Genomic DNA, 26,782 nt, shown 5'->3' on the forward strand with positions numbered 1-26,782 from the left:
GGCAAGCCTTACCTCATCACAAGGGCTCGGAGCCGCTTCCACCGATACCCGCAGCGGTCACCCCGAGTTCGTGCGACAGGAACGTCCACATCCACCGGAGCGCCACCGCGTTCGTCAGGTCCGGGACACCCTGGGCGATCTGCGTTGCGACCCCGTCGCTGTACGCCGCGAGCTTGAGCGCGACGACCTCGGGTGCCTCCGCCGGCACGAACGCGCCGGACTCGGTGCCGCGGCGGACCACCCGGACCAGGCAGGCCTCCCACACGCGGATGCGCTCGGCGTACTCGGCCGCGACCTCGGGCCGCCGCACGACCGCGGTCCAGTAGTCCGACCAGATCCGCCAGTGCTGCCGGACCTGCTCGGTGTCGCCGAACAGCGGCTCGACGAGCATCCGGAGGCCCGCCACCGGGTCGGGCTCGGCGTCGACCGCGGCGACGATCGCCCCGTAGAAGCGCTCGGTCTCGAGCACGACGACCTCGTTGAGGATCTCCGCGACGCTGCCGAAGTGGTACGTCACGGTGCCGACGGAGACCCCGGCCTCCGCCGCGATGTCCCGCAGCCCGGTCGCGCCGACGCCGTTCCGGACGATGACGGCCCGCGCTGCCTCGACGATCATCGCGCGGCGGACCTCGGGACGCTGCCGGACCCTGGCCGGCCCCGTGCTGCTCACGCCGAGGTCCTCGGGACGTCGTCGGCGAAGGTGTGCTCGGTGACGAGCACCTCGGGGACGTCGGCCCCACCGTCCCGGGCCCAGGCGCGGACGGTGTTCCGGACGTGGAAGGCGTCGGCGTCGGCGGTGACCTCGGACGACGTCTCGAGCCGTGCTGCCCACTCGGGCTTCGCCAGCCCGATCGCCCAGCGCGACGTGGCCACGGCGGACCCCGGGTCGTCCGAGCGGATGCGGTAGGTCTCGCGGGCGTCCTCGCTGAACACGAGGCCGTCCGGGTACACCCGTCCGCCGCCGTACCCGGGGTCGACGTCGAGCGTCCACTCCCCCGTCTCGACGTCGTGCGTGACGGTGCGCTGCGGCAGCACCTCGGTCGGCGCGACCCGTTCGATCGCGAGCGGTTCGGAGCGTTCCGGCTGCTCGAACCGCACGCCGTCGTCGGTGCTCCGCGTCCACACCGGGAGCTCGACGTCCGAGCCGGCCGGGTCGATCGTCACGGTCGGCGCGTCGCCGTGCGGCCAGACCCACGGCCAGTACGTCGTCGACACGGCGATCCGGAGTCGGTGTCCGGCGGCGAACCGGTGCCCGGTCGGCACGAGCCGCACCGCCAGCGACGCCGGGACGCCGGGTTCGAGCGGGTCGTTCCGGTCCATCCCGTCCCGCTTCGCGGCGTTCAGCACGCCCCTGGTCACGAGGGTCGACGAGCCGTCCGGAGCCACGTCGCACAGGCGCACGGTCACGGTGGCCCGGGGCCGGTCGCTCGTCACGGCGAGGTGCACGAGGACGTTGCCGAGCACGTCGACCGGTTCGTCGAGCGGCAGGTCGAAGCAGACCGAGCGGCCGTCCTCGGCGCGCTGGTCCGGCGGCAGGTCGGTGGCGTTGCCGAACGGGAAGAACCGGCCGGCATCGGCACCCGTGTGCTGCGGCGACCGCACGACGACCGCACCGTCCGCGCCACCGCGGAGCTGGGCGAGCGGAACCGTGCGGGTCGTGGTGGCGGACGACGGCCAGGCCTCGGCGCCGACCCACCGACCCCGACGGGACTCGTAGTACGTCGCCGGCGGCTCGCCCTCGTTGATCCACGCCCGGAGCGCGGGTTCCTGCTCGACGCCGGTGTCGACCCCGCGCAGCCAGCGGTCCCACCAGCGGAGGGTCTCCTGCAGGAACCCGATCGAGGGCCCGGGTGCGAGCCCGCGGTCGGGGTACTGGTGCGACCACGGGCCGACGATGCCCTTGACCGGCGCGTCGACGTTCGCCACGAGCCGGAGCACGGCGTCGCGGTACGGGTCGGCCCAGCCACCGACGGCGAGGACGGCGGCGCCGATGTTCCCGTAGTCCTCGGCGGCGCTGCCGTGCCGCCAGTACGCGTCGCGCTCCTGGTGCGACAACCACACCGGGGTCATCGGGCGGTTCGACTCCAGCCGCTCGCGCCACCGTGCGACCCAGTCCGTGCCGACGACCTCGGGGCGCGGTGGCCGCGAGTTGAACGCGAACATCGTCGCGCCCCACGCCGCCATGTCGATGCCGAGCACCGCACCGCCGACGTAGTGCACGTCGTTGTCGTACCGGTCGTCCGTCGAGCACACCGTCACGATCGCCTTGAGCGCGGCGGGCGCCCGGGCGGCGAGCTGCAGCGCGTTGAAGCCGCCCCACGAGATGCCGAACATGCCGACGGCGCCCGTCGACCACTCCTGGTCCGCGAGCCAGGCGATCACGGCCTCGCCGTCGCGGAGTTCCTGCTCGCTGTACTCGTCGTCGAAGAAGCCGTCGGACGATCCGGTGCCGCGGATGTCCACCCGGACGGACGCGTACCCGTGCGCGGCGTACCAGGGGTGGCGCTCGGAGTCGCGGGGCGCGGTCCAGTCGTCGAGCCGGTAGGGCAGGTACTCGAGCAGGACCGGCACGGGCCCGTCGGGTGCCGTCGGCGACCAGATCCGGGTGTGCAGCCGGACGCCGTCCGGCATCGGGATCCACTCGTCGCGGACGGTCACACCGTCGGGGAGCACCGGGTCCTCCCCGAGCGCGGTGAAGCCGGTCATGCGTCCTCCCAGTTCCGGGTCAGGTGTCCGTCGCCGCGGTCGGTCCAACCGTCGGCGTGCCGCCAGCGCGGGACCCCGTCGCCGACGTCGGGCAGCTCGGTGCTGCCCGGTTCGAGCGTCGCCGCGAGCAACGTGGTCGTGTACGGGTGGTTCGGGCCGCCGAACACCCGCTCGGTCGGGCCGATCTCGACGATCCGGCCGCCGGTCATCACGGCGACGCGATCCGCCACGCCGCGCACGACGGCGAGGTCGTGGCTGATGAACAGGCAGCTGAGCCCGCGCGACCGCTGCAGGTCGGCGAGCAGCGCGAGGATGCCCGCCTGCACCTGCACGTCGAGCGCGGTGGTGATCTCGTCGGCGATGACCAGGCGCGGCTCGGCGGCCAACGCGCGGGCGATCCCGACCCGCTGCCGCTGCCCGCCGGACAGCTGCGCCGGCAGCCGGTCGGCGAACTCCGGCCCGAGGCCGACCTGGCTGAGCAGTTCGCCGACCCGCTCCCGCGACGAGGAACCGGTGAACAGCTTGAGCGGCCGGGCGATCGCCGCGCCGACGGTCCGACGCGGGTTCAGTGAGGTGTCGGCGTTCTGGAACACGAGCTGCACCGCACGACGGAGCTCCGGGGACCGCCCGGCGATCGGCTCGCGCAGGTCGCCGCTCACCGTGCCGTCGTCGAACGAGAACGTGCCCGACTCGGCCGGCACCAGGCCGGCCAGGGCCGTCGCGAGCGTCGACTTCCCGCTGCCGGACTCCCCCACCACGGCGAGCGTCTCGCGCGGTGCGATCGTGAAGGAGACGCCGTCGACGGCGGCCGGCAGGCCGCGTCCGTAACGGATCACCAGGTCGTCGGCGGTCACCACGGGACGGACGAGCGGGACGGGAGGCACGGTGCCGGTCGATCTGGAGGTGACCGTCTGCGAGACGGTCACCTTCTCGGGCAGGCGATCCGTTCCTCCCGGCCGGCGCCCGTCCGGCACCGCGGCCAGCAGGGCGCGCGTGTACTCGTGCTGCGGGGCGGCGAAGAGCGCCGCCGTGGCGGCGTGCTCGACGATCTCGCCGTCCCGCATGACCGCGATCTCGTCCGCCATCGCGGAGACGACGCCGAGGTCGTGGCTGACGAGGAGGACGGCCATCCCGAGCTCGCGGCCGAGGTCGGCGATGAGGTCGAGGACCGCCGCCTGCGTGACGACGTCGAGGGCGGTGGTGGGTTCGTCGAGGACGAGCACGCGCGGCCGGGCTGCCACGGCCATCGCGATCGCGACGCGCTGCTGCTGGCCGCCGGAGAGCTGGTGCGGGTAGCGGCGGACGATCGTCTCCGGTGCCGGCAGCCGCACGAGCCGGACGAGCTCGAGCACGCGCTCGGGGCCGTCGGGCTCGCCGTGGGCACGGAGGGCCTCGCGGATCTGCTCGCCGACGCGCATCGACGGGGTGAGGGCCTGCCCGGCGTTCTGCGCGACGACGCTCGCCGTGCCGCCACGGAGCGCACGGCGGCCGGACGGCGACAGCGCGAACACGTCCTCGCCGTCGACGTGCACCGTGCCGCGCTCGATCGTCGACCCGGTGCGGAGGTGCGCGAGGAGCGTGCGGGCGACGGTGGACTTGCCGCTGCCGGACTCCCCGACGAGGCCGAGGGTGCGGCCCGCCTCGATGGCGAACGAGACGCCGCGGACCACCGGCACCGACCGCTTGCCGGCGGCGTACGAGATCGCGAGGCGGTCGACCTGGACGACGCTCATGCGCTGACTCCCTTCGTCGCGCGGTCGACACCGAGCGACTTGCTCAGCCCGTCGGCCGCGAGGTTGAGGCCGACCACCAGGGTCGCCAGCGCCACGATCGGCGCGAGCGTGCCGAGCGGGACGACCGTGAGGGCGGTCCGGTTCTCCTGGACCATCAGGCCCCAGTCCGGTGTCGGCGGGTTCGCGCCGAAGCCGAGGAAGGACAGCGACGCCACGAGCAGCACGATCCACGACGCCCGCATCGCGTACTCGACGAGCACGACGTCGAGGACGTTCGGCAGGATCTCCCGGAACACGATCGACATCGACCGCTCGCCGCGGGCCCGGGCGGCCGTGACGTAGTCCTGCGTGATGACGGTCCTGGCGGCGCCACGGACCACCCGGGTGACCGCCGGCGCGTAGACCACCGTGACCGCGAGCACGATCACCCAGAGCCCGGCGTCGAACACCGTGACGACGACGAGCAGCGCCAGGATCGAGGGCACGCTGAGGAGCGCGTCCACGATCCGCATGACGACCTCGTCGAACCAGTTGTCCGCGTACGCCGTGACGCAGCCGAGGACGGTCCCGACCGCGACCGCGATGGTCGTCGCGAGGAAGGTCACGAGCAGTGCGTACCGGCCGCCGTTGAGCGTGCGGGACAGGATGTCGCGGCCGTACTGGTCCGTGCCGAGCCAGTGCGTCCACTCCGGACCGGCGAGCACGTTCGACGAGTCGGTCGCGACGGGGTCGTGGCCGGCGATGACCGGGGCGAGGACGGCGAGCACGAGGTGGAGCGCGATCAGGCCGAGGCCGATGCTCAGCGCGGTCGAGCTGCGCAGCGGGGCGACGGCTGCGCCGATGACGTTCCGGGAACGCGGTGCGATGGCGGTCATGCTGCTGCCTTCCGGGCGGAGCGCGTGCTGCGCGTGCGGGTCCGGGTGCGCGTCCGGCGCTGCCGCGTGCGCAGCTTCGGGTCGAGGACCAGGGCGACGAGGTCCGCCGCGAGGTTGCACACGACGTAGATGAGGGCACTGAGGAGCGCGATCGCCTCGATCGTCGGCAGGTCCCGGTTGAAGACGGACTCGAGCATGAGCTTGCCCATCCCCGGGTAGTTGAAGACGTTCTCGACGACGACCACACCACCGAGCAGCCAGGCCACGTTGAGCGCGACCACGTTGAGCGTCGGCAGCAGGGCGCTCGGCACCGCGTGCTTCCACACCACCCGGCGCATCGTCAGGCCCTTGAGCTCCGCGGTGGTCACGAACTCGGAGGCCATCACGTCGATCGTCGACGACCGGGCGGTCCGGACGATGTACGCGGCCATCGCCAGGGTCAGCACGATGATCGGCAGCCAGATCGTCGGCAGGAGCTCCCCGACCGTGGCGTCGCTGCCGCGCAGGACGACGGCGGGGAACAGCGGCAGCCCGATCGCGAAGAGCAGCACGAGCACGGTCGCGACCATGAACTCGGGCACGCTCATCACGATGAGGCTGACGATCGAGATGGCCCGGTCGGACGCACGGCCGCGGCGGACACCGGCGACCACCCCGAGGGTGAGCGAGAGCGTGACGCCGACCACCATCGCGGGGACCGCGATGAGCATGCTGTTCCGGAACGCTGTGAACAGCGTCGGGGCGACGGGTTCGCCGCTCACGAGCGAGGTGCCGAAGTCGCCGTGCACCGCACCGGCGAGCCACTCCAGGTAGCGCAGCCAGACGTTCTGGTCGAGGCCGAGCGACTCCCGGAGCTGCTTGACCGCGCCGGGTGTGGCGTTCTGCCCGAGGAGTTGCTGTGCGACGTCGCCGGGCAGCGCCTGCACGGCGAGGAACACGAACAGCGAGGCGAGCACCACCGTGAGCACGGCGATGCCGAGTCGGCGGAGCACGGGGACGAGGACGTCCAGCGGCGCGGCGCGCCCAGGTGATCGCTTCATCGGCGCAGTCCGATCCGGAGGTAGTCGAACTCGAAGCCGTACTCCGAGTAGTTCACGACGTCGCGGGACAGCCCGACCAGGCGGTCACCGAACATCGGGGTCATGTCCGCGCCGTCCTCGACGACGAGTCGCTGGGCGTCCTGGTAGAGCGTCAGGCGCTTCGCGTCGTCCATCTCGGCACGGGCGTCGTCGAGGAGCCGGTCGAACCGATCGTTCGACCACGCGCTCTCGTTGTAGGACGAGCCGGAGCGGAAGATCTGGTTGAGCAGCTGGTCGATCGGGCGGCCCGTGAACCAGTAGCTCACCATGAGCGGCTTCTGCATCCAGATCTGCGTGTAGTACGAGTCGGAGCTGGCGTTCTTCACGGTCAGGCGGACGCCCGCGTCGGCGACGGCGTCCCGGTAGGCGACCGCCATCGGGGTGAACACCGACTCGTAGCTCGACGTGTAGATCGAGGTACGGAACCCTTCGGCGCCGGCAGCCTTGAGCAGCGCCTTCGCCTTGTCCGGGTCGTACTCGCGGTGGTCGTCCACGAAGGCGGCGAGCTGCGGCGGGACGGGGTTGTCCCAGCCGGCCGACCCGGTGCCCTGCAGTGCGGTGTCGACGATCGTGCGGGGGTCGTACGCGAGCTTCATGGCCTGCCGCACCCGCGGGTCGCGGAACTCGTCCGAGGTCGCGAGCATCGGGATCGTGTACCACTGCGCGTTCTTCGAGCGGGCGATCGTCGCACGGTCCGAGGCCGCGACGACCCGGGCGGTCGCGAAGTCGAGGTTCGTCTGCGAGATGAGGTCGATCTGCCCGGCGAGCAGCGCGTTCACCCGGGCCGTCGTGTCCTGGATCGAGTAGAAGTCGATGCCGTCGAGCGCGGGGCGTCCGGCGAAGTGGTCGTCGAACGCCTCGACGCTGCCGGCGCCCGCCGGGGTGAACGACGACAGCCGGAAGGGACCCGTCCCGATGCCCGTCCGGCCGATGTCGGCGATCGCACCGGCGGGCACGATGTAGCACTGGTAGGCGGTGAGCAGCGACGGGAACTCGGCGTTCGGCTTCGTGAGCGCGAATCTGAGCGTGTACGGGTCGACCGCGGACATCGACTCCGCGTCCATCACCTCCCCGAGCACACCGGCCTGCGGGCTGCCGGTCTTCTCGTCGAGGATGTGCCGGATGCTGGCGATGGCGTCGTCGGCGCTGAAGCGGGAGCCGTCGTGGAACCGGACACCGCGGCGGAGGCGGAAGGTCCACTCGGTGCCGTCGGTGTTCGCGGACCACTCCTCGGCGAGGTCTGGGACCGTCTGCCCCTGCTGGTCGAGCTTCACGAGCCGGTTGTAGAGCGCGCCGAGGTACTCGTACGCCGACAGCGAGCTGGCGGAGTCGAGGGTCTCGGCTGCCGAGGCCGCCGGACGCGCGATCCGGAGCCGACCGCCGTTGCGGGCAGTGCCGGTGGCAGCGGCCTCGGGCAGCGACGTCGTACCGGCCGAGGCGCCGGAGCTGCACCCGGTCAGGGTGAGCAGGCCGAGGCCGGCGAGTCCGGCGGCGCCGCTCAGGAGCGCTCGACGGCTCGGGCCGCGGGCATTCCGGGGTTCGAGGACGATGGGTTGCATTCGGGGTGACCCCTCCTGGTAATCGTTCCGGTGAACGATAGAGGGGATCGGGCCGGGTCCCAAGTCCTGTGACGTGCCCGCCCGACCGTCGATCCGCCGCCGATCCGCGCCCGTCCGCGGAAGCGCCGTCCTCCGTCGGCGATCCGAACGTTTACCAAGCCGTTACACGAGCGCGCCTCGGGCGGAGCAGGATCGGACCACCGGCACGCGAGCGAGGAGCACCGATGGCGACGTTCACGAGGGGTTTCGGCGGTCGACGCCACGAACGGGACGACTCCCGGATCCCACCCGGGCAGACGCTCGTGCAGGACTGGCCGGTGCTCTCCGCCGGGGCGACCCCCGAGATCGAACCGGCGGAGTGGAGCTTCTCGATCCGAACCGAGTCCGGGCTGCACACGTGGTCCTGGGACGAGGTGCAGGCCCTCGGGGTGGAGGACGTCACCGTCGACATCCACTGCGTCACGCACTGGACGAAGCTCGACATGCCGTGGCGCGGTGTCCCGCTCGACCGTCTGTTCGCCGACGTCGAGACCTCGCTCGACTACTGCATGGTGCACAGCTTCGGCGGCTACACCACGAACGTCCCGCTCGACGAGCTGCTCGACGGGCAGTCCTGGATCGCGTTCGAGGCCGACGGCGCCCCACTCGAACCAGAGCACGGCGGACCGGCCCGCCTGCTCGTGCCGCACCTGTACTTCTGGAAGAGCGCCAAGTGGGTCCGCGGGATCGTCATGCAGTCCGACGACGAGCCCGGCTTCTGGGAGAACGCGGGCTACAACCTGCACGGCGATCCGTGGAAGGAGGAGCGGTACTGGTGACGCTCCCCGACACCGGCCTGGAGGCACGGATCACCCCGCCCGCGTCGGCTGCGGCCCGCAGGCGGCCGACCTGGCACGCCGCGACGGTCGCCGCCGTCTCCCCCGAGACCCCGAACGCGCGCCGCATCGTCCTCGACGTCCCGACGTGGCCCGGCAACGACCCCGGGCAGCACCTCGACCTGCGGCTCACCGCGGAGGACGGCTACCAGGCGTCCCGCTCCTACTCGATCGCGTCGTCCGGCGACCCGACGTCGGTGGTGCTCGCCGTCGACCGGGTCGACGACGGGGAGGTCTCGCCGTTCCTGGTCGACGCCGTCGAGGTCGGCGACGCGCTCGAGGTGCACGGCCCGCTCGGCGGCTGGTTCGTCTGGCGCCCGGGCGTGTCGGACCGTCCGGTGCAGCTCGTGGCGGGCGGCTCGGGGATCGTCCCGCTCGCCGCGATCGCCGGAGCCCACGCCGAGGCCGGAGACCCCGCTCCGTTCCGGCTCCTCTACGCGGTGCGGACGCCGGAGGACGTGTTCTTCCGCGAGGAGCTCAGCCGCGCCGAGGCAGCCGGCGTCGACACCACGATCGTGTACAGCCGCCGGGCGCCCGACGGTGCGGCGGTCCCGGCGGGACGACTCACGCGAGACGCCCTCGCCGCAGCGGTGTTCCCGCCCGACACCGGCGCCCTCGTGTACGTGTGCGGGTCGACGCCGTTCGTCGAGCAGGTCCTGCGGTGGCTCGGCGAACTCGGACACGACACCACCGACGTCCGCGCCGAACGGTTCGGGGGCAGCTGATGTCCACCGTCGTCGACGGGAACGCGCTGGCCGGGGTCCTCGCGGAGTTCCTCGGCCCCGACGCCACCGGCGCCCTCCTCCGGTGCGCCGGGTGCGGTTCCACGGGCCTCCTCGCCCGGACCCGCGTCCACACGAGCCCGATGGGGTCCGTCGCACGGTGCCGGGACTGCGACACGGTCCTCGTCACGGTGGTCGACGGCCCGGACCGCCGTTGGGTGGGGTTCCCCGGTACGCGGGCCGCGGGCACGTCGATCGACTGAGCACAAGAGCTCCACCCGATCCGTGCGGGAAGTGTGCGGGAAACCGCACGGCTCCCCCGCCGCCCCATCCGACGGGGCCGCCGCTCCGGATGCTCTGTCGGGACGCGCGGACCACCCATCCGCAGCACCCGAGGGCACGGTGGCCCTGCGTTCGACGAGCGCGGGAACCCGAATCCTGCGCTCGTCGGCCGCCCCACCGGCCGCGATGCCCGTCGCGGTACGACGAAGGCCCCGGTCGTCTCCGACCGGGGCCTTCGCCTTGCTTCTTCCGAGCGGATGACGAGATTCGAACTCGCGACCCTCACCTTGGCAAGGTGATGCGCTACCACTGCGCCACATCCGCGTACGGAAGAACTCTACCAGGCCACGGGAGTTCGATCGGACCATGAGCTACGTACACGACAACCCGGGCGGGTCCGAGGCGCACGGCGCAGACCTCGTCGACGGTGACGAGCCGGCGGTGCGGATCCTCGTGCACGGAGACCTGCCGACGACGATCGAGCACGAGGGTCGCACGTGGCTCGCCTCCGGCGAGAGCCACGACGACGGTGACGACCAGGCGCCGCCGATCGCGGTCTACCGGCCGGTCGACGCGGGATGACCAGCGCGGTCGAGGACGTCGTGGGCCTCCTCGAGTACGCGACCACGCGACTCCAGGACCGCATGGCGGGACTCACGGACGACGAGTGGAACTGGCAACCCGTCCTCGGGGACGGACTGGTGACCATCCGCTGGCGGCTCGACCACGTCGCGGCGGCGCTCGGCGAGGAGCGGAACTGGAGCTGGCTCGGCGCCGATGCATCCGGCGCCCCGACCGTCGGTTCGGCCACCGGAGCGGACGCTGCGACCACGGCCGTCGCGGACGCGAGTGCGGCGTTCGCCGGCCTGGCACGCGGCCTCGGGACGACGGCGGGCGACCCGCTGGGGTCGGTGGCCGGGCCGTACGCGGACGACTCGAGACTGTCCCTCGTGCTGCACGTGGTCGACGAACTCGTGCACCACGCCGCCGAGGCCGCCCTCCTCCGCGACCTGTACGCCGCGACGCGATCGGCGTGATCGCGAGACTGTGAGCGCTCACATCGCGGGGCCCCACACTGGCGCCACGGTGTCACCAGGGTGTGCCCGCGGAATCCCTCGGCCGCCCTGGGGAACCGCCGAGGGAGACCCCATGACCAACACATCCGAGGCGGCCACCGTGCCCCTGGCCCTGACGAGCGTGGTGGCCTCCGGGCTCCCCAGCGACCTCGGCACCCCGCAGGCCGCGAGGTTCTACGACGTCCCCGCCGTGTTCAACCGACGCCCGGACGCCGCCGAGACGACCGGGATCCGCGGCGCCGACGGACACGCCCAGCTCGCAGCGGCCGGCTACCCCGACGTCTCGCTCGACGTGCAGGACCGTCGGCTCGTCATCGGCCACACGAACCTCGACCAGCTCGAACGCGGACTGTCGGGCGCCATCGCGACGATCGTCGACACGATCAGCCGTGCGTCGCTGCTCGAGAAGGAGGTCGCTCGCGACGCCGCCCGCGCGGACTTCGACGACCGCACCGCCCGCGCGCAGGACGTGACACGTGCCGCCTCGCGGATCCACTTCGTCCCGCAGGCCACGACGGTGCGCTAGCGTCGGGAGCCACCCCTCAGGAACGGTGCTCCCGATGACGGAATTCACTGCGGCCGCATCGTCGATGCAGGCTGCGCCGGACGGCACGGACATGTGTCCGCCGTTCCTCGCGACCCTGCCGGTGACGGGTGTCGGGATCTCGACGCTCGGCGACCCGCTCGGCTCGGCGACGGTCTGCGCGAGCGACGCCCTCGCCGAACGCGTCGACGAGATCCAGATCGACCTCGGCGAGGGGCCCTGCTGGGAGGCCCTCACCACCCGCTCCCCCGTGCTCGAGGCCGATCTCGCCACCACGACCGGGGCACGCTGGCCCGCTGCGCTCGACGAACTCCTGCGTGCCGGGGTCGGTGCCGTGTTCTCGTTCCCGATGCGGATCGGGACGATCCCGGTCGGTGCCGTGGACCTCACCGTGGACGAGGAGCGCTTCCTGACCGCTGGTCAGGTGCGCGGCGCCGTGCAGCTGACGGAGGTCGCCGCACGCCGGGTCCTCCGTGACGCCCTCCTCGCCGCCGCCGCCGATGGGCGCGCGGACATGGAAACGGGACGATACTCCAGACGAGAGGTGCACCAGGCGACGGGCATGGCCGCGGCGCAGCTCGGACTGAGCGTGCAGGACGCCCTGCTCGTCCTGCAGGCACACGCCTACGCCACCGAACGCACCGTCCGCGACGTCGCCGCGGACCTCATCGCACGCCGACTCGACCTCGCCCGGCCGTACGGTTCCGAGACCTAGGGAGCACGCACCATGGCACCGACACGCGAGCAGCGGCTCGTCGACACCTTCGTCGCCCTGACCGACACCCTCGTCGACGACTACGACGTCGTGGACCTCCTGCAGAACCTCGTGGACGGCGTCGTCGAGATCTTCGATGCCTCCGCAGCGGGCATCCTCCTCGTCAACCAGGCGCAGGAGCTCGAGGTCCTCGCCTCGACGAGCGAGCGCTCGAGCTTCCTCGGGCTGCTGCAGCTCGACGCCGGCGAGGGCCCGTGCGTGGAGTGCTTCGCCACCGGGCGACCGGTGTCCGTGCGCGACCACGCCGAGATGGAGCGGCGCTGGCCGACGTTCGCCGCCGCGTCAGCCGAGTCCGGGTACGCGTCGGTGCACTCGATCCCGATGCGGCTCCGCGAGACCACGCTCGGGTCCCTCAACCTGTTCCGGGAGACCGAGGGGGCGCTCAACCGCGAGGACGCCCTGGCCGCCCAGGCGCTCACCGACGTCGCGACGATCAGCATCCTGCAGCAGCGGACGCTCGAGCACGCGAACCTCGCGCAGCAGCAGCTCCAGCGGGCGCTCGACAGCCGCGTCGTCATCGAACAGGCGAAGGGCTTCGTCGCGCACACGCACCACGTCGGCATGGAAGATGCCTTCGCCATGCTCCGCGGGTACGCCCGATCGCACCAGGAGCTCCTCGCCGACGTCGCTCGCGCCGTCGTCGAGCGCCGCCTCGTCCTTCCCTGAGCGGCGACCCCACCGGGCCCCGAGCGCGCGCGTACGCTCGGCGGCACCAAGTAGCCCCGGTCCCCGGTTGCAGCGCCACAGCTCGACCCAGGAGGACACCATGCGCGAGGTCACCACGACACCGGACGGCTACCGGAAGACCACACCGCGCGGCGACCGGGTCGACACCACCTCGACCTACTCAGCACTGCTCGTGCGGGTTCGGACCGCCGGGCTGCTCGGCCGCCGGACCGGCTGGTACTGGGGACTCGTCGGGGTCCTCACCGCGATGCTCGCCGTCACCGGCGGAGCGTTCGCCCTGCTCGGCGGCTCCTGGTGGCAGCTCGTCGTGGCCGGCGTGCTCGGGCTCCTGTTCACCCAGTTCGCGTTCCTGTCGCACGAGGCAGCGCACCGGCAGGTGTTCGCGTCCCACGACTGGAACGACCGTGCCGCCCGCTACGTCGGGACCTTCCTGACCGGCATCAGCTACGCGTGGTGGATGAACAAGCACACCCGGCACCACGCCAACCCGAACACGGTGGGCAAGGACCCCGACATCTCCTTCGATGCGATCTCGTTCCGGCCGGAGGACGCCGCGCGTCGCACCGGGTTCCTCCGGGTCCTCGTGCGGGTGCAGGGCTACGCGTTCTTCCCGATGCTCCTGGTCGAGGGGGTCAACCTGCACTGGCAGTCGATCCGGACCTACACGAGCCGTGGCACCGTCAAGCACCGCTGGGCGGAGGGCTCGGTGTTCGTCGGCCGGTTCGTGCTCTACGTCGGCGCGGTGTTCTGGCTGCTGCCGCTGGGGATCGCGTTCGCGTTCCTCGGGGTGCAGCTGGCGGTGTTCGGGTTCTGCATGGGGATCGCGTTCGCGCCGAACCACAAGGGGATGCCGATCATCGAACCCGGGCAGCGGGTGGACTTCTTCTCCCGCCAGGTGCTCACGTCCCGCGACATCAGCGGTGGCCGGTGGGTCGAGTTCTTCATGGGCGGACTCAACCACCAGGTCGAGCACCACCTGTTCCCGAGCATGGCCCGGCCGAACCTCCGGGCGGCGCGCGTCCTCGTCCGGCAGTACTGCACGGAGCAGGGAGTCCCGTACACCGAGACGAGCCTCGTGCACTCGTACGCGATCGTCGTCCGCTACCTCAACGAGGTCGGACTCGCCGCCGCCGACCCGTTCGCCTGCCCGATGGTCGAACGCTTCCGCTGACACCGGGGTGGACACGCCATGATGGTCGCGTGGACGACGACGTGCGGGTTCGGATCGCGCTCGACGCCGTGCTGCAGGAGCTCGGCGCGTCCCGGTCCGACGTCGAGCCGCTGACCGGTGGCTCGGTCAACCACACGGTCCGGGTCCGTCGCGCGACCGGTGGCGACGTCGTCGTCCGGATCCCGGTCGATCCCCTCCGCGAGGACGAGTTCCCGGTCGAGGCCTGGGCGACCGCAGCGGCCGAGCGGGTCGGCATCGCGGTCGCGCGGGTGCTCCGACACGGACGCCACGACGGCACACCGTTCGTGGTGTCCGAGTACGTCGAACCGGACTCACGACCGATCACGGATCCCTGGCGGCGGCTCGGTGCAGCGGCGCGCACGATCGGCACGATCGCGCTCGACGGGGCGCCCGCGTCCATGTACTCGCGTTTCGGGACCGACCCGGCCACGGCGTGGCGGGCGCACGTCGCGTACAACGTGCGATCGCTCGACGGGGACGACCCGCTCCTCCAGGCCGGTGCGTACACGTCGGCGTCTGCGCTGCGTGCGGCGTTCCGACCGCTCGGCGTCCGCGCGTTCGAGCACGGTCTCGCACACGGCGACCTCGCGCCGCGGAACCTGCTCTCCCGCGGGCCCCACGCGGCGCCCGTCGTGATCGACTGGGGTGCTGCCGAGGTCGGCCCGACGCCGTGGACGGATGCACGACGGGTGTTCGCGTGGTGGCACCTGGACGGCGAGGTGTCCGAGCAGGAGTTCGGCGCGTTCGCCGCGGCCGCAGGACTCGGCGAGCCGGAGGACCTGCGCACGCTGGGGGCCATGACGGCGCTGCACCTCGTCGACGTCACACGGTGGGCACGCCAGCGGCGGCCGGACCAGTACCGGGCGTACGTCGCGGCGTGCCGGCGCGGGCTCCGGCGGCTCGGGCTCTCCGACTGACGCCTGCGCGAGCCGCGGCGGCTACCAGCCGCGACGGGCTACCGTTCAAGTAGGTGACCCCAGCCCATGGCCGCCGGCACGATCTCATCGTCCAGCGACCGGAAGCACCATGACCTCCCTCTCCAGCACCACCCACCCCGAGACCGAAGCGGTCCGGTGGGTCGCGCTCGACGACCGAACCTGGCAGGGACGCTGCGGATCGGACGTGATCGGCACCGTGACCTTCGGGTCGCGCTACGTCGTCCACCTGGTCGACGACGACATGACCGGGTTCCACACGAGCCTGGAGAGTGCGAAGGCGCAGCTCGAGGCCTGGGTCCGCTGGCAGTCCGGGCCACCGAGCGAGGCCTGAGGCGGGCGCGGCCGGTCATCCGGTGCGCGATCGAGTGAGCAGAAAACGTCGAGTCGCCGCGGCTCACTCGACGATTTCCGCTCACTGAACGTGTACGCGGCGCCCCGGTGACGACCCCGCGTACGACGAAAGCCCCCGGCGGGACCTGTGGTCCTGCCGGGGGCTTTCTGGTGGTGGGCGATACTGGGATCGAACCAGTGACCTCTTCCGTGTCAGGGAAGCGCGCTACCGCTGCGCCAATCGCCCAGAAGTCTCCGCCGAAACGAAGTCTGGAGGTGGGGACGGGATTCGAACCCGCGTGGACGGCTTTGCAGGCCGCTGCCTAGCCTCTCGGCCACCCCACCATCGAGGTTCACGTCTCCGTGAGTACCCGAACGGTGGGATACCCTCTGGTGAGTCGTGGAACTCCGGAGAGAACCACACTCGAGCGGATGACGAGATTCGAACTCGCGACCCTCACCTTGGCAAGGTGATGCGCTACCACTGCGCCACATCCGCATTTGTCCGGCCCGCTGTCGCGGCGACGACGTAAACTCTATACGAACCAGGTGGCTTCCACCAAAATCCTTCTCGTTCACCGGGCGTGTCCCCCGTATTCATGCGGATCGGAGCGGTTCCGCACGGCCCGCCGCCCCTCGCACCGTGCGACGCGAGCGCTCGTCGGTGCGAGGTCTCGCGCAGTGTGCGAGGTGAACGCGCTCGCACGCTGGTCGGAACCTCGCACCGAGCAGTACCGAGCATCGGCGGCGCCGCACACTCGGACCCTGCGCCACACCCGGGACGCACGCCGTGTTCGGCAGAGCCCGCGGCATCCGCTAGTATCGATCCGCACGAACAGTGCAGGGGGCGATTGGCGCAGTTGGTAGCGCGCTTCGTTCACACCGAAGAGGTCATCAGTTCGAGTCTGGTATCGCCCACAAGCAAGAACACCAACGACAAGAGCCCGGCGCAACCGCGTCGGGCTCTTGTCATCTCGACAGCCAGACCGGCACACCGCCGACCCGACCGGACGAAGGGGCACATGACCGACGTCGACCTCGAGTTCGCCCGAGTCCGGGCGGTCCTCGACCGTCCGACCCTGCGGCTGATGTCCCGCCCGACCAGTGCCACCGTCCTCGCGGTGTTCCGCACGGTGTTCGACCGCGACGTCCAGTACGTCCCCGCTGACCGCATGCACCTGCAGGTCGAGGAGCACGTCGCGCGGCTGCAGGCCACCGGCGCGCGCGTGCCCGCGAGCGAACAGGCCGCGAGTGAACAGACCGACCAGGACGCCCGACCGAACGGCCGTGCACTCTGCCGTGAGTGGGTCGCGGCGCAGTGGCTCGTCCGGTCGAACTCCCCCGACGGCGACGAGCAGTACTCCCTGACGAGCCACGCGCTCGAGGCCCTGTCCCTCGTCGACGCCCTGTCCTCCGACCGGGCCCTGATCAGCGAGAGCCGCCTCGCGATGATCGTCGACGCCGTGCACCGGTGGGCCGCCCGGGCCGAACCGGACCCGGACGTGCAGATCCGCCGCATCGACGCGCAGATCGCCGAGCTCCAGGCCGAGCGCGAACGGCTTGAGCAGGGCGCCGTCGACACCGTGGACGACGCCCGCATGCGCGACGGGTACACGAACATCTCCGACCTCATCCGGCAGCTGCCGAGCGACTTCAAGCGCGTCGAGGAAGCCGTGGCGACGATGCACCGCTCGATCGTCGAGGACTTCCGGCAAGAGGTCCGCTCGATCGGCGAGATCCTCGACGACTACCTCGTCCGCACGGACAACCTCATGGAGGCCACGCCCGAGGGTCGCGCCTTCGAGGGGGCGTTCGAGCTCCTCCGCGACGACGCCCTGCTCCTACGGCTCCGGGACGACATCGCGACGATCCTGGCCCACCCCTTCGCCGATTCCCTCGGGGCCGGTGAGCGTCGGGCGTTCCGGAACACGGTGAGCATCCTCCGCCAGGGCATCGAGGACGTGCTCGCCCAGCGCCGCCAGCTCACGGCGACGCTCCGCGACCAGATCGTCGCGCACGACGTCGTCCGGGACCGCGAGCTCGACGCCGTCATCCGGTCGATCAACCGCGGGCTCGCCACCTGGATGGACCAGGGGTCGGCACGTGACCGCCTGCCGCTCGGGCTGCTGCCCGCGGCGGCCGAGGTCGGCACCCTCCGCGAACGCTTCTACGACCCGGATGCCGAGTCGGTGCCGCCACCCATCGAGGAACCCGACGACGACGTCTTCGAGGACCTCGACGTCGAGATGCTCCGCCGGCACGGTGGTCCGCTGCTCACCGAGCTCCGCGCGGCCCTCCGGTTCGCCGAGGCCGACTCGAGCGTCGACGCCTTCCACGGCCTGCCCGACGAGCAGCGCCGCCCGGTCGAGCTCTTCGGCCTGGCCCACCTGCTCACCGGGCACGAGGACTTCGAGTCCGCCGCGCACGTCGCCGAGCACCGCACGGTGCGGCCGGACGGCAGCCCGGTCGCCTTCCGGATGCCGACCGCAGCGCTCGACGCCGACCCCCGAGCGGGCACCCCCGACACGACCAACGACGAACACGCACAGGAGGCGCGGTGAGCGACACGACGCCGGCACCGGTCGACGAGACGGTCACCGTCGACGACCCCACCACCGTCACGCACGACGACGAGCGGGACGAGAGCAGCTTCGCCCTCTTCGAGGGCGACGAGGGCCGGCTCGACGACCGCCAGCGCCGCGCGCTCGTCGCGCTGCTCCGCAACTCGTACGTGAGCGCGCGGACGCACGCCGACGAGTGGCGGGCCGTGCTCGACGCCGAGTACCAGCTGCGCTCGCGCCTCAACGACCTGTTCCTCGAGCTGCACGTCGACCGCGACCGCGAGGTCGCCTGGAAGCGTCAGGCCCGCTCGGAGAGCCAGCGTCGCGGGTTCCCGACGCTGCTGCGCGACGTGCCGTACACGCGCGAGGAGACCATCGTCCTCGTCTACCTGCGGATGCGCCTGCGGGCGGACACCCGACCGGGTCCGGACCAGGTCGTCGTCGACCGGAGCGAGATCCTCGGGCACGTCGCCGGGTTCCGCCCAGCGACCGCCACCGACCGCACGCGTGACGAGGGCCGGGTCGCGAAGGCGATCGAGCGTCTGGTGACGGCGCGCGTGCTCATCAAGACCTCCGACCCGGACCGGTTCCGGGTCGCGAGCGTGGTCGAGGTGCTGCTCCCCCTCGAGCGGCTGCTGGAACTGGACACGTGGCTCCGGACGACCACCGCGCAGGACCACGCGACCACGCCCGACGCGACCACGACCGAAGGCGACCCGATCGACGGTGACGACCCGCGCCTCCAGGCCGACGAGACCGACACCGACGACGAAGGCGAGACGGACGCATGACCGACACCGCGACCGACTCCTTCGGGCTGACCGCCCTGTTCGACACGGTGGCGCAGTGGCGCGCCGAGTCGATGCAGGTCGTGAACTGGGGCGGGTTCCACGGCCACCGACAGGTGGAGCTGTCCGGCACCGCGACGCTCATCTCCGGCGCGTCCGGCACCGGCAAGTCGACGCTCATGGACGCCTACCTGGCCGTCATGATGCCGTCCGACGTGCCGTTCAACGGCGCCTCGAACGACGCGACGACCGGGCGTGCGCGCAGCGCCGACCAGCGGAACCTGCTCACGTACCTGCGCGGCAAGGTGGACACCCGCCGCGACCCCGAGTCCGGCGCGCTGCGCGACGTGAACCTGCGCGGCGACGACCAGACCACGTGGGGCGCCGCCGCGGTGACCTTCCGGAACGACGACGAGCGCCGGTTCACGGTGCTCCGCGCGTACATCGTGCCGAAGCGCGCCCGCGGTGTCGGTGACATCCAGATGACGATGGCGACGGTCGACGACACGTTCGACCTCCGGCGGCTCGAGGAGTTCGTGCCGACACGGTTCCACCACCTCGAGCTGACCGGGCGCGTGCCCGGGCTCGTGATCCGCGACACCTACCAGGAGCTCGCGTACACGCTGCAGACCAGGCTCGGGATCGGCGACTCCGGCGGCGGCAACCGGGCGATGCGCCTGCTCGCGCGCATCCAGGCCGGGCAGCACCTGCCGACCGTCGACGCCCTGTACAAGTCGCTCGTGCTCGAGACGCCGGGCACGTACGAGGCAGCGGACCGGGCGCTCGCGCACTTCTCCGCACTCGACGAGGCGTACGAGGCGATGGACACCGAGGAGCGCAAGGTCCGCATCCTCTCCCCCATCACCGAGCTGCACGCCGAGATCGAACGCGCCACGGCAGCGGCCGCGGCGCTCGACGGCATCGCCACCGGCGCCGAGGTCTCGCCGTTCGCGCACTGGACCGCCTCGCGCAAGCGTGCGCTGCTCGACGCCGAGGTCGATCGCAACGGGCGTGAACGCACGGCGGCCCGCGCCGAGGTCGCCGCGGCGGAGGCCCGGCACGCCGCGGTCGAGATCGAACTGCGCGACGCCGAGGCGCGCCTGCGCGACCAGGGCGGCAACGCACTGGCGCAGCTCGAGGACCGCATCGAACGCCGCACCCGCGAGCGCGACGCCGTCGTCCGGACCCGTGCGACGTTCGACGAGCGCACGGCCGTGCTCGGGGTCTCGGTGGCGTCGGAGTCGGACTTCACCGGCGTGCAGCGTGCCGCGCACGACTTCCTCGGTCGGTACGCTGCGTCGCGTTCTGACCTGGACGAGCGTCGGGACGCCCTGACGCGCGAGGAGTACCCGCTCCTCGACCGCGAGCGGTCCCTGCGCCAGGAACGGCAGTCGCTCGAGCACCGCCAGGGCGCCATGCCGCTGCCGATGCACGAGGCCCGACTCGCGATGGCCCGAGCCGCCGGCATCGACCCGGACTCGCTGCCGTTCGTCGCGGAGTTGCTCGACGTCCTGCCCGGCGAGGAGCGCTGGCGCACGGCCATCGAGTCCGTCCTGGCCCCCGTCGCCCGCACGCTGCTCGTCGACCAGGACCGACTGGACGACTTCAGCGCCGCGATCGACTCGCTGCGCCTGCCCGTCCGCGTGCAGTTCGAGGGCGTGCCCACCGGTCCGCACCTGGACCTCGAGGGCGACCCGGCGATGGTGTCCGGCAAGCTCGCGATCAAGTCGTCGCCGTTCAGCACCTGGGTGCGGGAGCGTATCGAGTCCGACCGCACCGACGCCCGCTGCGTCTCGTCCGCGGACGAGCTCGGTGGCGGCGGTCGACGCGTCACCGAGTCCGGACAGCTCCGCGACGGTCGTCGTGGCGCGCACGGCGACCGCCGCCAGGCGAACGTCATCGGCTTCACGAACGAGGCACGCGTGGCCTCGGTCGAGGACGAGCTCGCGTCGATCGCGCAGGACCTCGCAACGCTCGAGGCCCGCCGTACCGACGTCGCGCAGGACATCGCGGCGCTCGACACCCTCCGCGCCGCGCACCAGCACGTGGTCGACGTCACGTGGGACGCCCTCGACGTCGACGGCGTCGAGACATCCCTCGCACGCCTCGACGAGGAGCGCCAGGCGTTGCTCGCCGCCGACGACGGGCTCCGCACCCTGCGCACCTCGGTCGCCCGCCTGCGGAAGGGGCTCGACGAGGCGTCCGACCGTCGGAGCGCCGCGCGACTGTCGGTGAGCCGCCTCGACGAGCGCTACGCCGTGCTCGTCGACGGGCAGGACGCCGCCGCCGAGATCCTGTCGCGCTTCGAGTCCCTGCCGGACAGCGTTCCGGACGACGCCCAGGAGCGCCTGCTCGCCGAGACCTTCGAGGAGGTCGGGGCCCCGGACGGTGTCGACGGGTTCGACGATGCAACCCGCCGACTGCGGCGTCGCCTCGAGGAACGGCTGTCGCAGGCCCTCGACGGCGCCGCGTCGGCATCGAACGCCCTGACGCTCACCTTCCAGCGGTACCAGGACGCCTGGCCGGACCCGAACCTCGGCACGGGGGTCGCCTCGTACCCGGACTACCACGCCATCCTCGACCAGATCGTGGCGACCGGCCTGCACGCCCGCCGCACCGAGTGGCGTCGTCGGCTGTCGCAGTGGAGCGGCGAGGACCTCGTCCCGCTCGCGGGTGCCTTCGACCGCGCCGTCGTCGAGATCGAGGAGCGGCTCGAGCCCGTCAACGAGATCCTGCGCGAGCTGCCCTTCGGCGCGAACCGCGACCGTCTGAAGATCCAGATCCGCCGGGTCACCCGCGAGGACGTCGTCTCCTTCCGGAAGGAACTCCGCGCGCTCTCCGCCTCGGTCGACACCGAGCTGACCGACGACGTGCTCGAGACCCGGTTCCGCCGGCTCCGACGCTTCATGGCCGTCATCCGCCCCGACCCGGATGCCGCCCGCGGTCGCACGACCCAGCGCGACGCCGTGCTCGACGTCCGCCGGCACATGGAGATCACGGCCGTGCGGTACGACACGTCCGGGGCCGACCTGGGCGTGTACTCGTCGCTCGGCGACAAGTCCGGCGGCGAGACGCAGGAGCTCGTGGCGTTCATCGTCGGGGCGGCGCTCCGCTACCAGCTCGGCGACGAGACCCGGCCCCGGCCGCGGTTCGCCCCGGTGTTCCTCGACGAGGCCTTCATCAAGGCGGACTCGGAGTTCGCCGGGCGAGCCGTCACCGCGTGGCTCCGGCTCGGGTTCCAGCTCGTCGTGAGTGCTCCGCTCGACAAGGTGACGGCGCTCGAGCCGTCGATGGAGCGGCTGCTGTCGATGCGGAAGCACCCGGAGACCGGCCACTCGTCGATCACCGAGATCGCGCGCGTCGCGCCCGAGGCGGGCTGACGCGGGCGGGGCGCGGGGCGCGCGGGGCGCGCGGGTGAGGTCGCACGAACTGCCGCCTGGCGGCGCCGGCGGCGGCAGTTCGTGGGACCGCCTCGCGGTGCGCACGGCGTGTTGCGCGACCTGGACGCAACCGTCTTCCGGACTGGAGGCACGGTGCGGGCCCGCCCCGCGCCTCCAGTCCGTGTCTTCGTACGTCCCGAGCGACGTGCGGACGACCGCAGGTCGGCGAGTGAGGTCGCACGAACTGTCGCCCGAGGCGGCTCGACGCGGCACTTCGTGCGACCCCGGTGACACGCCTGCGGCGTGTCCTGCGACCTCGGGCGGGGCTTCGCGGCGGAGCCAAGGGCGGGCACGCTACGGTGGGCGCGTGTTCGGACGACGCTCTCCCCAGTCCCGCCCCGACGACTCGCCCGGCCTCGGCATCGGCGCCCTCGTGCGGGTGGTCGACAGCGATCGAGGCGGCGAGGAGTGGGCCGACGAACCGATCGGCGTCATCGTCGCTCCGGGAGGCAGCCAGATCGGCGGGGCCCAGCGCACCTGGACGGTGGCGTTCGAGGAGCCCGTGTACACGAAGGACGGCCGCGGCCCCTTCGAGCGCGCGACCGTCCTGAGTCGTCAGTTGGTGCCGGTCGAGCCGACGCCGGAGTCCTAGGACCCCGGGCGGATCAGTACTCTTCCGAGCCGCTCTTCATCATGGCGGCGACGGCCATGCAGACCCCCACGCCGCCGAGCACGCCGATGCCGATGATGACGCCTGCGATGAGTTCGAGCATTGGTGACTCCTTGGTTCCGGGGCCGGTGTGGCTTCCCTCAGGCTACCGGATGCCGCGCATGAGCTTCAGCACCGGCTTGGCGATGACGAGCAGGACGACACCGACTGCCACGGCGACGAGGCCGAGGATCGCGAAGTACGGCGCCTCGTTCTCCGGGTCGTAGTACTGCGACAGGACACCGGTGACGGCCGTGCCGAGCGAGACCGACAGGAAGAACAGCGCGACCATCTGGGTCTGGAACTTCGGCGGTGCGAGCTTCGTGGCGACGGACTGGCCGATCGGCGAGAGCAGGAGCTCCGCGAAGGTGAAGACGAGCAGGATGCCGACGAGCACGAGCAGCGGCGTGCCGTTCTGCCCGGAGCCGACGAACGGCAGGAACAGCAGGAACGCGACGCCCATGATGCCGGTGCCGAGCGCGAACTTCGTCGGGGTGGACGGCTGACGGGGCCCGAGCTTGGTCCACATCGCCGCGAACACGCCGGACAGCACGATGATGAACACCGGGTTGATCGACTGCACCCACGAGACCGGCATCTCCCAGCCGAACAGGGAGCGGTCGAGGCGCTGGTCGGAGTAGATCGTCAGGACGGTGAACTGCTGCTGGTACAGCGACCAGAACACCGCACTGCCGATGAACAGCGGGATGAAGGCGAGGACGCGCGAACGCTCCTCCTTCGTGATGCCGCTGGACAGGATCACTACGAAGTACGCGATGGTGGCGAGCACCACGATGGCGACGACGACCTGCGGCAGGTTGTCGACGTTGAGCAGGCCGGTGAGGACCGCCGTCAGGATGATCGCCAGCCCGACGACGACGAGGACGCCGACGAGCGGGTAGCGACGCTTCTCGAGCGGGTTCGGGACGTGCCGGACGACGGCGGGGAGCTTGCGACGGCGGATCGCGTACTGCACGAGGCCGGCCGCCATGCCGACCGCGGCGATGCCGAAGCCGACGTGGAAGCCGAACTTCAGCTGGAAGTAGCCGGTCAGGAGCGGACCGAAGAACGCGCCGAGGTTCACGCCGAGGTAGTACAGCGAGAAGCCGGCGTCGCGGCGGTCGTCGTCCTTGCTGTACAGACCGCCGACGATCGTGGTCGCCGTGGCCTTCAGCCCGCCGGACCCGAGGGCGATGAGGATGAGGCCGACGCCGACGCCCGCGACGCCCGGGATGAGCGCCAGGGCGATGTGGCCGCACATCACGACGACCGCGCTGCCGAACAGGGTGCGGTCCGCGCCGATGAGCCGGTCGGAGATCCACGCGCCGAGGATCGTGAAGAGGTACACCGCGCCGCCGTACGCGCCGACGATGCCGGTCGCGACGTGCGAGTCGATCCCGAGGCCGCCCTTGGCCACCGAGTAGTACATGTAGATGAGGACGATGCCCTGCATCCCGTAGAACGAGAACCGCTCCCAGAGTTCGACCGCGAACGGCGTGGACAGCTCGAACGGCTGCCCGAAGAATGTGCGCTTGCGTTCCGGCGCGGTGGTACCTGACATGCCGGACAGTCTGCCCCTCGGGCGAGTGTCGCACCGAATCGACGAATCCTGCTCATGTATTACACGTGCCACGATTTGGAGGGTTCCCACCAACGGCGACGATCCCACGGTGCCGTTCGTTGTGCCGCCCGGACGCCCTTCGTGCGGCTCACGGGTGCCGTGAATAGCGTGGCTTCTGCAACACCGGACAGAGCAGTTCAGGAGGGCTCCGACCATGGTCGACACCGCACCCGTCCACAGCACGAACACGCCCAAGGCCGACGCCGCGGGCGACCCCGCCGCGGGCACACCCGCCGGCGGGACGGACACCGACGTCCGCATCGACGTCGACCTGCTCGCCGAGCACCTGCTCGGTCGCTGGGCGGAGGACCGACGCATCTCCCGCCGGCTCGCGCTGGACCCGGCGATGCACAAGATCGAGGGCATGCCCTACGCCGACGCCCGCGGTCGGACGCTCGACCAGCTCCGGACCCTCGTTGACGCCGGCGCCATCCAGCGGCCCTACCCCGCGGAGTTCGGCGGCCAGAGCAACCACGGCGGGAACCTCGCAGCGTTCGAGGAGCTCGTCACCGCCGACCCCTCGATGCAGATCAAGGCCGGGGTGCAGTGGGGCCTGTTCGGCTCGGCAGTGCACCACCTCGGCACCGAGCGGAACCACCGCGAGTTCCTGCCCGGCATCGTCTCGTTCGACGTGCCCGGCTGCTTCGCCATGACCGAGACGGGCCACGGCTCCGACGTGCAGAGCATCGCCACCACGGCGACCTACGACCCGGACACCCAGGAGTTCGAGATCCACACGCCCTTCCGTGGCGCGTGGAAGGACTACATCGGCAACGCCGCCCTGCACGGCAAGGCGGCGGTCGTCTTCGCGAAGCTCGTGACGCAGGGCGTCGACCACGGCGTACACGCCTTCTACGTGCCGCTCCGTGACGCCGACGGCGCCTTCCTGCCCGGCGTCGGCGGCGAGGACGACGGCTACAAGGGCGGCCTGAACGGCATCGACAACGGGCGCCTGCACTTCGACCACGTCCGCGTCCCGCGCACGAACCTGCTCAACCGCTACGGCGACGTGGCCGAGGACGGCACGTACTCCTCCCCGATCGCGTCGCCCGGTCGCCGCTTCTTCACCATGCTCGGCACGCTCGTGCAGGGGCGGGTGTCGCTCGACGGTGCCGCGGTCGTCGCCCAGAAGATCGGGCTGCAGATCGCCCTGACGTACGCCGCCCAGCGCCGCCAGTTCCCCACCGGCGACGGCACCGAGGGGGTCCTGCTCGACTACGGTCGCCACCAGCGCCGTCTGATCCCCCGCCTCGCAACGGTCTTCGCGCAGTCGTTCGCGCACGAGAAGCTCCTCCGCACCTTCGACGACGTCTTCAGCGGGCGCGAGGACACCCCGCAACGCCGCGAGGACCTCGAGACCCAGGCCGCGGCATTCAAGTCGATGTCGACCTGGTCCGCGCTCGACACCCTGCAGGAGTGCCGCGAGGCCTGCGGCGGCGCGGGCTTCCTCGCCGAGAACCGCCTCACCGGGCTCCGCGCCGACCTCGACGTCTACGTGACGTTCGAGGGCGACAACACCGTCCTGCTCCAGCTCGTCGGCAAGCGTCTCCTGACGGACTTCCGTGCGAGGGCCCCGAAGGACCCGGCGTCGACGGCGAAGTTCGTCGCGGCCCAGGCGGCGACGAAGCTCGCCGACGCCACCGGCATCCGGCGCCTCGGTCAGGCCGTCGCCGACCGCGGCTCGCTCGCCGCGTCCGTGACCGACCTGCAGGACGCGAAGACGCAGCGCGACCTGCTCGCCGGTCGTGTCGACACGATGGTGACCGAGATCGGGCTCCGACTGGCGTCCACCGGCAAGGACCGTGCTCGCGGCGCCCTCCTGCTCAACCGGTCGCAGCACGAGCTCATCGAGGCCGCCAAGGCGCACGCCGAGCTCATGCAGTGGGAGGCGTTCACCGAAGCGATCGACGAGGTCCCGCCGGGCGACACCCGCCGTGTGCTCGTCTGGCTCCGCGACCTGTTCGCCCTCGGCCTGCTCGAGCAGCACCTCGACTGGTACCTGATGCACGGTCGGATCACGGCGCAGCGCGCCCGTGCGGTGTCGGCGTACATCGACCGGCTCGTCGCCCGCGTCCGTCCGGTCATCCCGCAGCTGCTCGACTCGTTCGGCTACGAGCCCGGCCACGTGCGCGCTCCGATCGCCCTCGGCGAGGAGCAGGCGCGCCAGGACGAGGCACGGGCGTGGTTCGCCGCCGAGGCTGCGGCCGGTCGGCTCCCAGAGCAGGAGAAGAAGCCCCGCCCGTAGGCCAAGCACGGGATCGCGCCCCCGGACGAACATCGCGCCCCGAAGGAACGGGGCGCAGTGTTCGTATCGGGGCGCGATCCGACCTCCCGCGGGACGCGGGACGCG

23 protein-coding genes and 5 tRNA genes are annotated in these 26,782 nt (G+C 71.7%); 17 read left to right on the forward strand and 11 right to left on the reverse strand.

Annotated elements, in window-relative coordinates:
• Nucleotides 1-16: 16 nt before the first annotated feature.
• From FS532_RS02300 to FS532_RS02325, 6 genes are read right to left on the reverse strand one after another with little or no spacing between them, the layout of a single operon-like run.
• Nucleotides 17-670, reverse strand: a complete 654-nt coding sequence (locus FS532_RS02300; protein ID WP_260852521.1) for a TetR/AcrR family transcriptional regulator — start codon at nt 668-670, stop codon at nt 17-19.
• Nucleotides 667-2,706: a CocE/NonD family hydrolase gene (locus FS532_RS02305; protein ID WP_144749946.1), complete on the reverse strand. Its 2,040-nt coding sequence runs from the start codon at nt 2,704-2,706 to the stop codon at nt 667-669. Before FS532_RS02305 ends, FS532_RS02300 begins: the two co-directional genes overlap by 4 nt.
• Nucleotides 2,703-4,439: a dipeptide ABC transporter ATP-binding protein gene (locus tag FS532_RS02310; protein WP_144749948.1), complete on the reverse strand. Its 1,737-nt coding sequence runs from the start codon at nt 4,437-4,439 to the stop codon at nt 2,703-2,705. The genes FS532_RS02305 and FS532_RS02310 overlap by 4 nt, the downstream gene beginning before the upstream one ends.
• A complete protein-coding gene (locus tag FS532_RS02315) occupies nt 4,436-5,314 on the reverse strand; it encodes an ABC transporter permease (RefSeq protein ID WP_144749950.1) in 879 nt (292 codons plus the stop codon). The genes FS532_RS02310 and FS532_RS02315 overlap by 4 nt, the downstream gene beginning before the upstream one ends.
• Entirely contained in the window at nt 5,311-6,354 is a 1,044-nt protein-coding gene (locus tag FS532_RS02320; protein WP_260852522.1) for an ABC transporter permease, read from the reverse strand. Before FS532_RS02320 ends, FS532_RS02315 begins: the two co-directional genes overlap by 4 nt.
• Nucleotides 6,351-7,952, reverse strand: coding sequence for an ABC transporter substrate-binding protein (locus FS532_RS02325; RefSeq protein ID WP_144749952.1), 1,602 nt, complete (start codon nt 7,950-7,952; stop codon nt 6,351-6,353). Before FS532_RS02325 ends, FS532_RS02320 begins: the two co-directional genes overlap by 4 nt.
• Nucleotides 7,953-8,176: 224 nt before the next feature.
• Here FS532_RS02325 and FS532_RS02330 point away from each other — a divergent pair, with 224 nt between their 5' ends.
• The 3 genes from FS532_RS02330 to FS532_RS02340 are packed head-to-tail and all read left to right on the forward strand — an operon-like array spanning nt 8,177 to nt 9,812.
• Nucleotides 8,177-8,770, forward strand: a complete 594-nt coding sequence (locus FS532_RS02330; protein WP_144749955.1) for a molybdopterin-dependent oxidoreductase — start codon at nt 8,177-8,179, stop codon at nt 8,768-8,770.
• On the forward strand, nt 8,767-9,552 hold the full coding sequence (locus tag FS532_RS02335) for an FAD-binding oxidoreductase (protein WP_144749956.1): 786 nt from the start codon (nt 8,767-8,769) through the stop codon (nt 9,550-9,552). Before FS532_RS02330 ends, FS532_RS02335 begins: the two co-directional genes overlap by 4 nt.
• Nucleotides 9,552-9,812, forward strand: coding sequence for a DUF6510 family protein (locus FS532_RS02340; RefSeq protein WP_144749958.1), 261 nt, complete (start codon nt 9,552-9,554; stop codon nt 9,810-9,812). The genes FS532_RS02335 and FS532_RS02340 overlap by 1 nt, the downstream gene beginning before the upstream one ends.
• 271 nt (nt 9,813-10,083) lie before the next feature.
• On the opposite strand, the gene FS532_RS02345 is transcribed toward FS532_RS02340, so the two are convergent.
• A tRNA-Gly gene (locus FS532_RS02345) sits at nt 10,084-10,155 on the reverse strand.
• 42 nt (nt 10,156-10,197) lie between these two features.
• Here FS532_RS02345 and FS532_RS02350 point away from each other — a divergent pair.
• The 8 genes from FS532_RS02350 to FS532_RS02385 all read left to right on the forward strand — a co-directional run bounded on the left by FS532_RS02350 (nt 10,198) and on the right by FS532_RS02385 (nt 15,374).
• Complete coding sequence (locus FS532_RS02350; RefSeq protein WP_144749960.1) at nt 10,198-10,413, forward strand: hypothetical protein; 216 nt, start codon at nt 10,198-10,200, stop codon at nt 10,411-10,413.
• Nucleotides 10,410-10,868, forward strand: a complete 459-nt coding sequence (locus FS532_RS02355) for a DinB family protein (RefSeq protein ID WP_144749962.1) — start codon at nt 10,410-10,412, stop codon at nt 10,866-10,868. Before FS532_RS02350 ends, FS532_RS02355 begins: the two co-directional genes overlap by 4 nt.
• Before the next feature lie 112 nt (nt 10,869-10,980).
• Complete coding sequence (locus FS532_RS02360) at nt 10,981-11,433, forward strand: hypothetical protein (protein ID WP_144749964.1); 453 nt, start codon at nt 10,981-10,983, stop codon at nt 11,431-11,433.
• A 34-nt stretch (nt 11,434-11,467) separates the two neighbouring features.
• Nucleotides 11,468-12,166, forward strand: a complete 699-nt coding sequence (locus FS532_RS19120; RefSeq protein ID WP_144749966.1) for a GAF and ANTAR domain-containing protein — start codon at nt 11,468-11,470, stop codon at nt 12,164-12,166.
• Nucleotides 12,167-12,178: 12 nt separating this feature from the next.
• Entirely contained in the window at nt 12,179-12,892 is a 714-nt protein-coding gene (locus FS532_RS02370; protein WP_144749968.1) for a GAF and ANTAR domain-containing protein, read from the forward strand.
• A 100-nt stretch (nt 12,893-12,992) separates the two neighbouring features.
• Entirely contained in the window at nt 12,993-14,084 is a 1,092-nt protein-coding gene (locus FS532_RS02375; RefSeq protein ID WP_144749970.1) for a fatty acid desaturase family protein, read from the forward strand.
• 29 nt (nt 14,085-14,113) lie between these two features.
• Nucleotides 14,114-15,022, forward strand: a complete 909-nt coding sequence (locus FS532_RS02380) for a phosphotransferase family protein (protein WP_144749972.1) — start codon at nt 14,114-14,116, stop codon at nt 15,020-15,022.
• Between the two features lie 109 nt (nt 15,023-15,131).
• On the forward strand, nt 15,132-15,374 hold the full coding sequence (locus FS532_RS02385; protein ID WP_144749974.1) for a hypothetical protein: 243 nt from the start codon (nt 15,132-15,134) through the stop codon (nt 15,372-15,374).
• 171 nt (nt 15,375-15,545) lie between these two features.
• Here the strand turns inward: FS532_RS02385 and FS532_RS02390 are convergent.
• The 3 genes from FS532_RS02390 to FS532_RS02400 form a co-directional block, all read right to left on the reverse strand.
• Nucleotides 15,546-15,620, reverse strand: a tRNA-Val gene (locus FS532_RS02390).
• 24 nt (nt 15,621-15,644) lie between these two features.
• Nucleotides 15,645-15,718: transfer RNA gene (locus tag FS532_RS02395), tRNA-Cys, on the reverse strand.
• Nucleotides 15,719-15,800: 82 nt separating this feature from the next.
• Nucleotides 15,801-15,872 (reverse strand) — tRNA-Gly (locus tag FS532_RS02400).
• Nucleotides 15,873-16,218: 346 nt separating this feature from the next.
• Between FS532_RS02400 and FS532_RS02405 the strand changes: the two genes are divergently transcribed.
• The 5 genes from FS532_RS02405 (at nt 16,219) to FS532_RS02425 (ending at nt 22,754) form a co-directional block, all read left to right on the forward strand.
• A tRNA-Val gene (locus FS532_RS02405) sits at nt 16,219-16,291 on the forward strand.
• Between the two features lie 104 nt (nt 16,292-16,395).
• The gene (locus tag FS532_RS02410; RefSeq protein WP_144749976.1) at nt 16,396-17,934 is read left to right on the forward strand and encodes a DUF3375 family protein; all 1,539 of its coding nucleotides are present in this window, start codon (nt 16,396-16,398) and stop codon (nt 17,932-17,934) included.
• Entirely contained in the window at nt 17,931-18,725 is a 795-nt protein-coding gene (locus FS532_RS02415; RefSeq protein WP_144749978.1) for a DUF4194 domain-containing protein, read from the forward strand. The genes FS532_RS02410 and FS532_RS02415 overlap by 4 nt, the downstream gene beginning before the upstream one ends.
• Nucleotides 18,722-22,102, forward strand: coding sequence for an ATP-binding protein (locus tag FS532_RS02420; protein WP_144749980.1), 3,381 nt, complete (start codon nt 18,722-18,724; stop codon nt 22,100-22,102). Before FS532_RS02415 ends, FS532_RS02420 begins: the two co-directional genes overlap by 4 nt.
• Nucleotides 22,103-22,469: 367 nt before the next feature.
• The gene (locus FS532_RS02425) at nt 22,470-22,754 is read left to right on the forward strand and encodes a hypothetical protein (RefSeq protein ID WP_144749982.1); all 285 of its coding nucleotides are present in this window, start codon (nt 22,470-22,472) and stop codon (nt 22,752-22,754) included.
• A gap of 163 nt (nt 22,755-22,917) precedes the next feature.
• On the opposite strand, the gene FS532_RS02430 is transcribed toward FS532_RS02425, so the two are convergent.
• A complete protein-coding gene (locus FS532_RS02430) occupies nt 22,918-24,372 on the reverse strand; it encodes a peptide MFS transporter (RefSeq protein WP_144749984.1) in 1,455 nt (484 codons plus the stop codon).
• Between the two features lie 214 nt (nt 24,373-24,586).
• On the opposite strand from FS532_RS02430, the gene FS532_RS02435 reads away from it, so the two are divergent.
• Nucleotides 24,587-26,677 (forward strand): acyl-CoA dehydrogenase family protein, encoded by a 2,091-nt coding sequence (locus FS532_RS02435; RefSeq protein WP_260852523.1) that lies wholly within the window; start codon nt 24,587-24,589, stop codon nt 26,675-26,677.
• Nucleotides 26,678-26,782: the final 105 nt, after the last annotated feature.

Source organism: Curtobacterium pusillum (genome assembly GCF_007673235.1).
Taxonomy (GTDB): domain Bacteria; phylum Actinomycetota; class Actinomycetes; order Actinomycetales; family Microbacteriaceae; genus Curtobacterium; species Curtobacterium pusillum_C.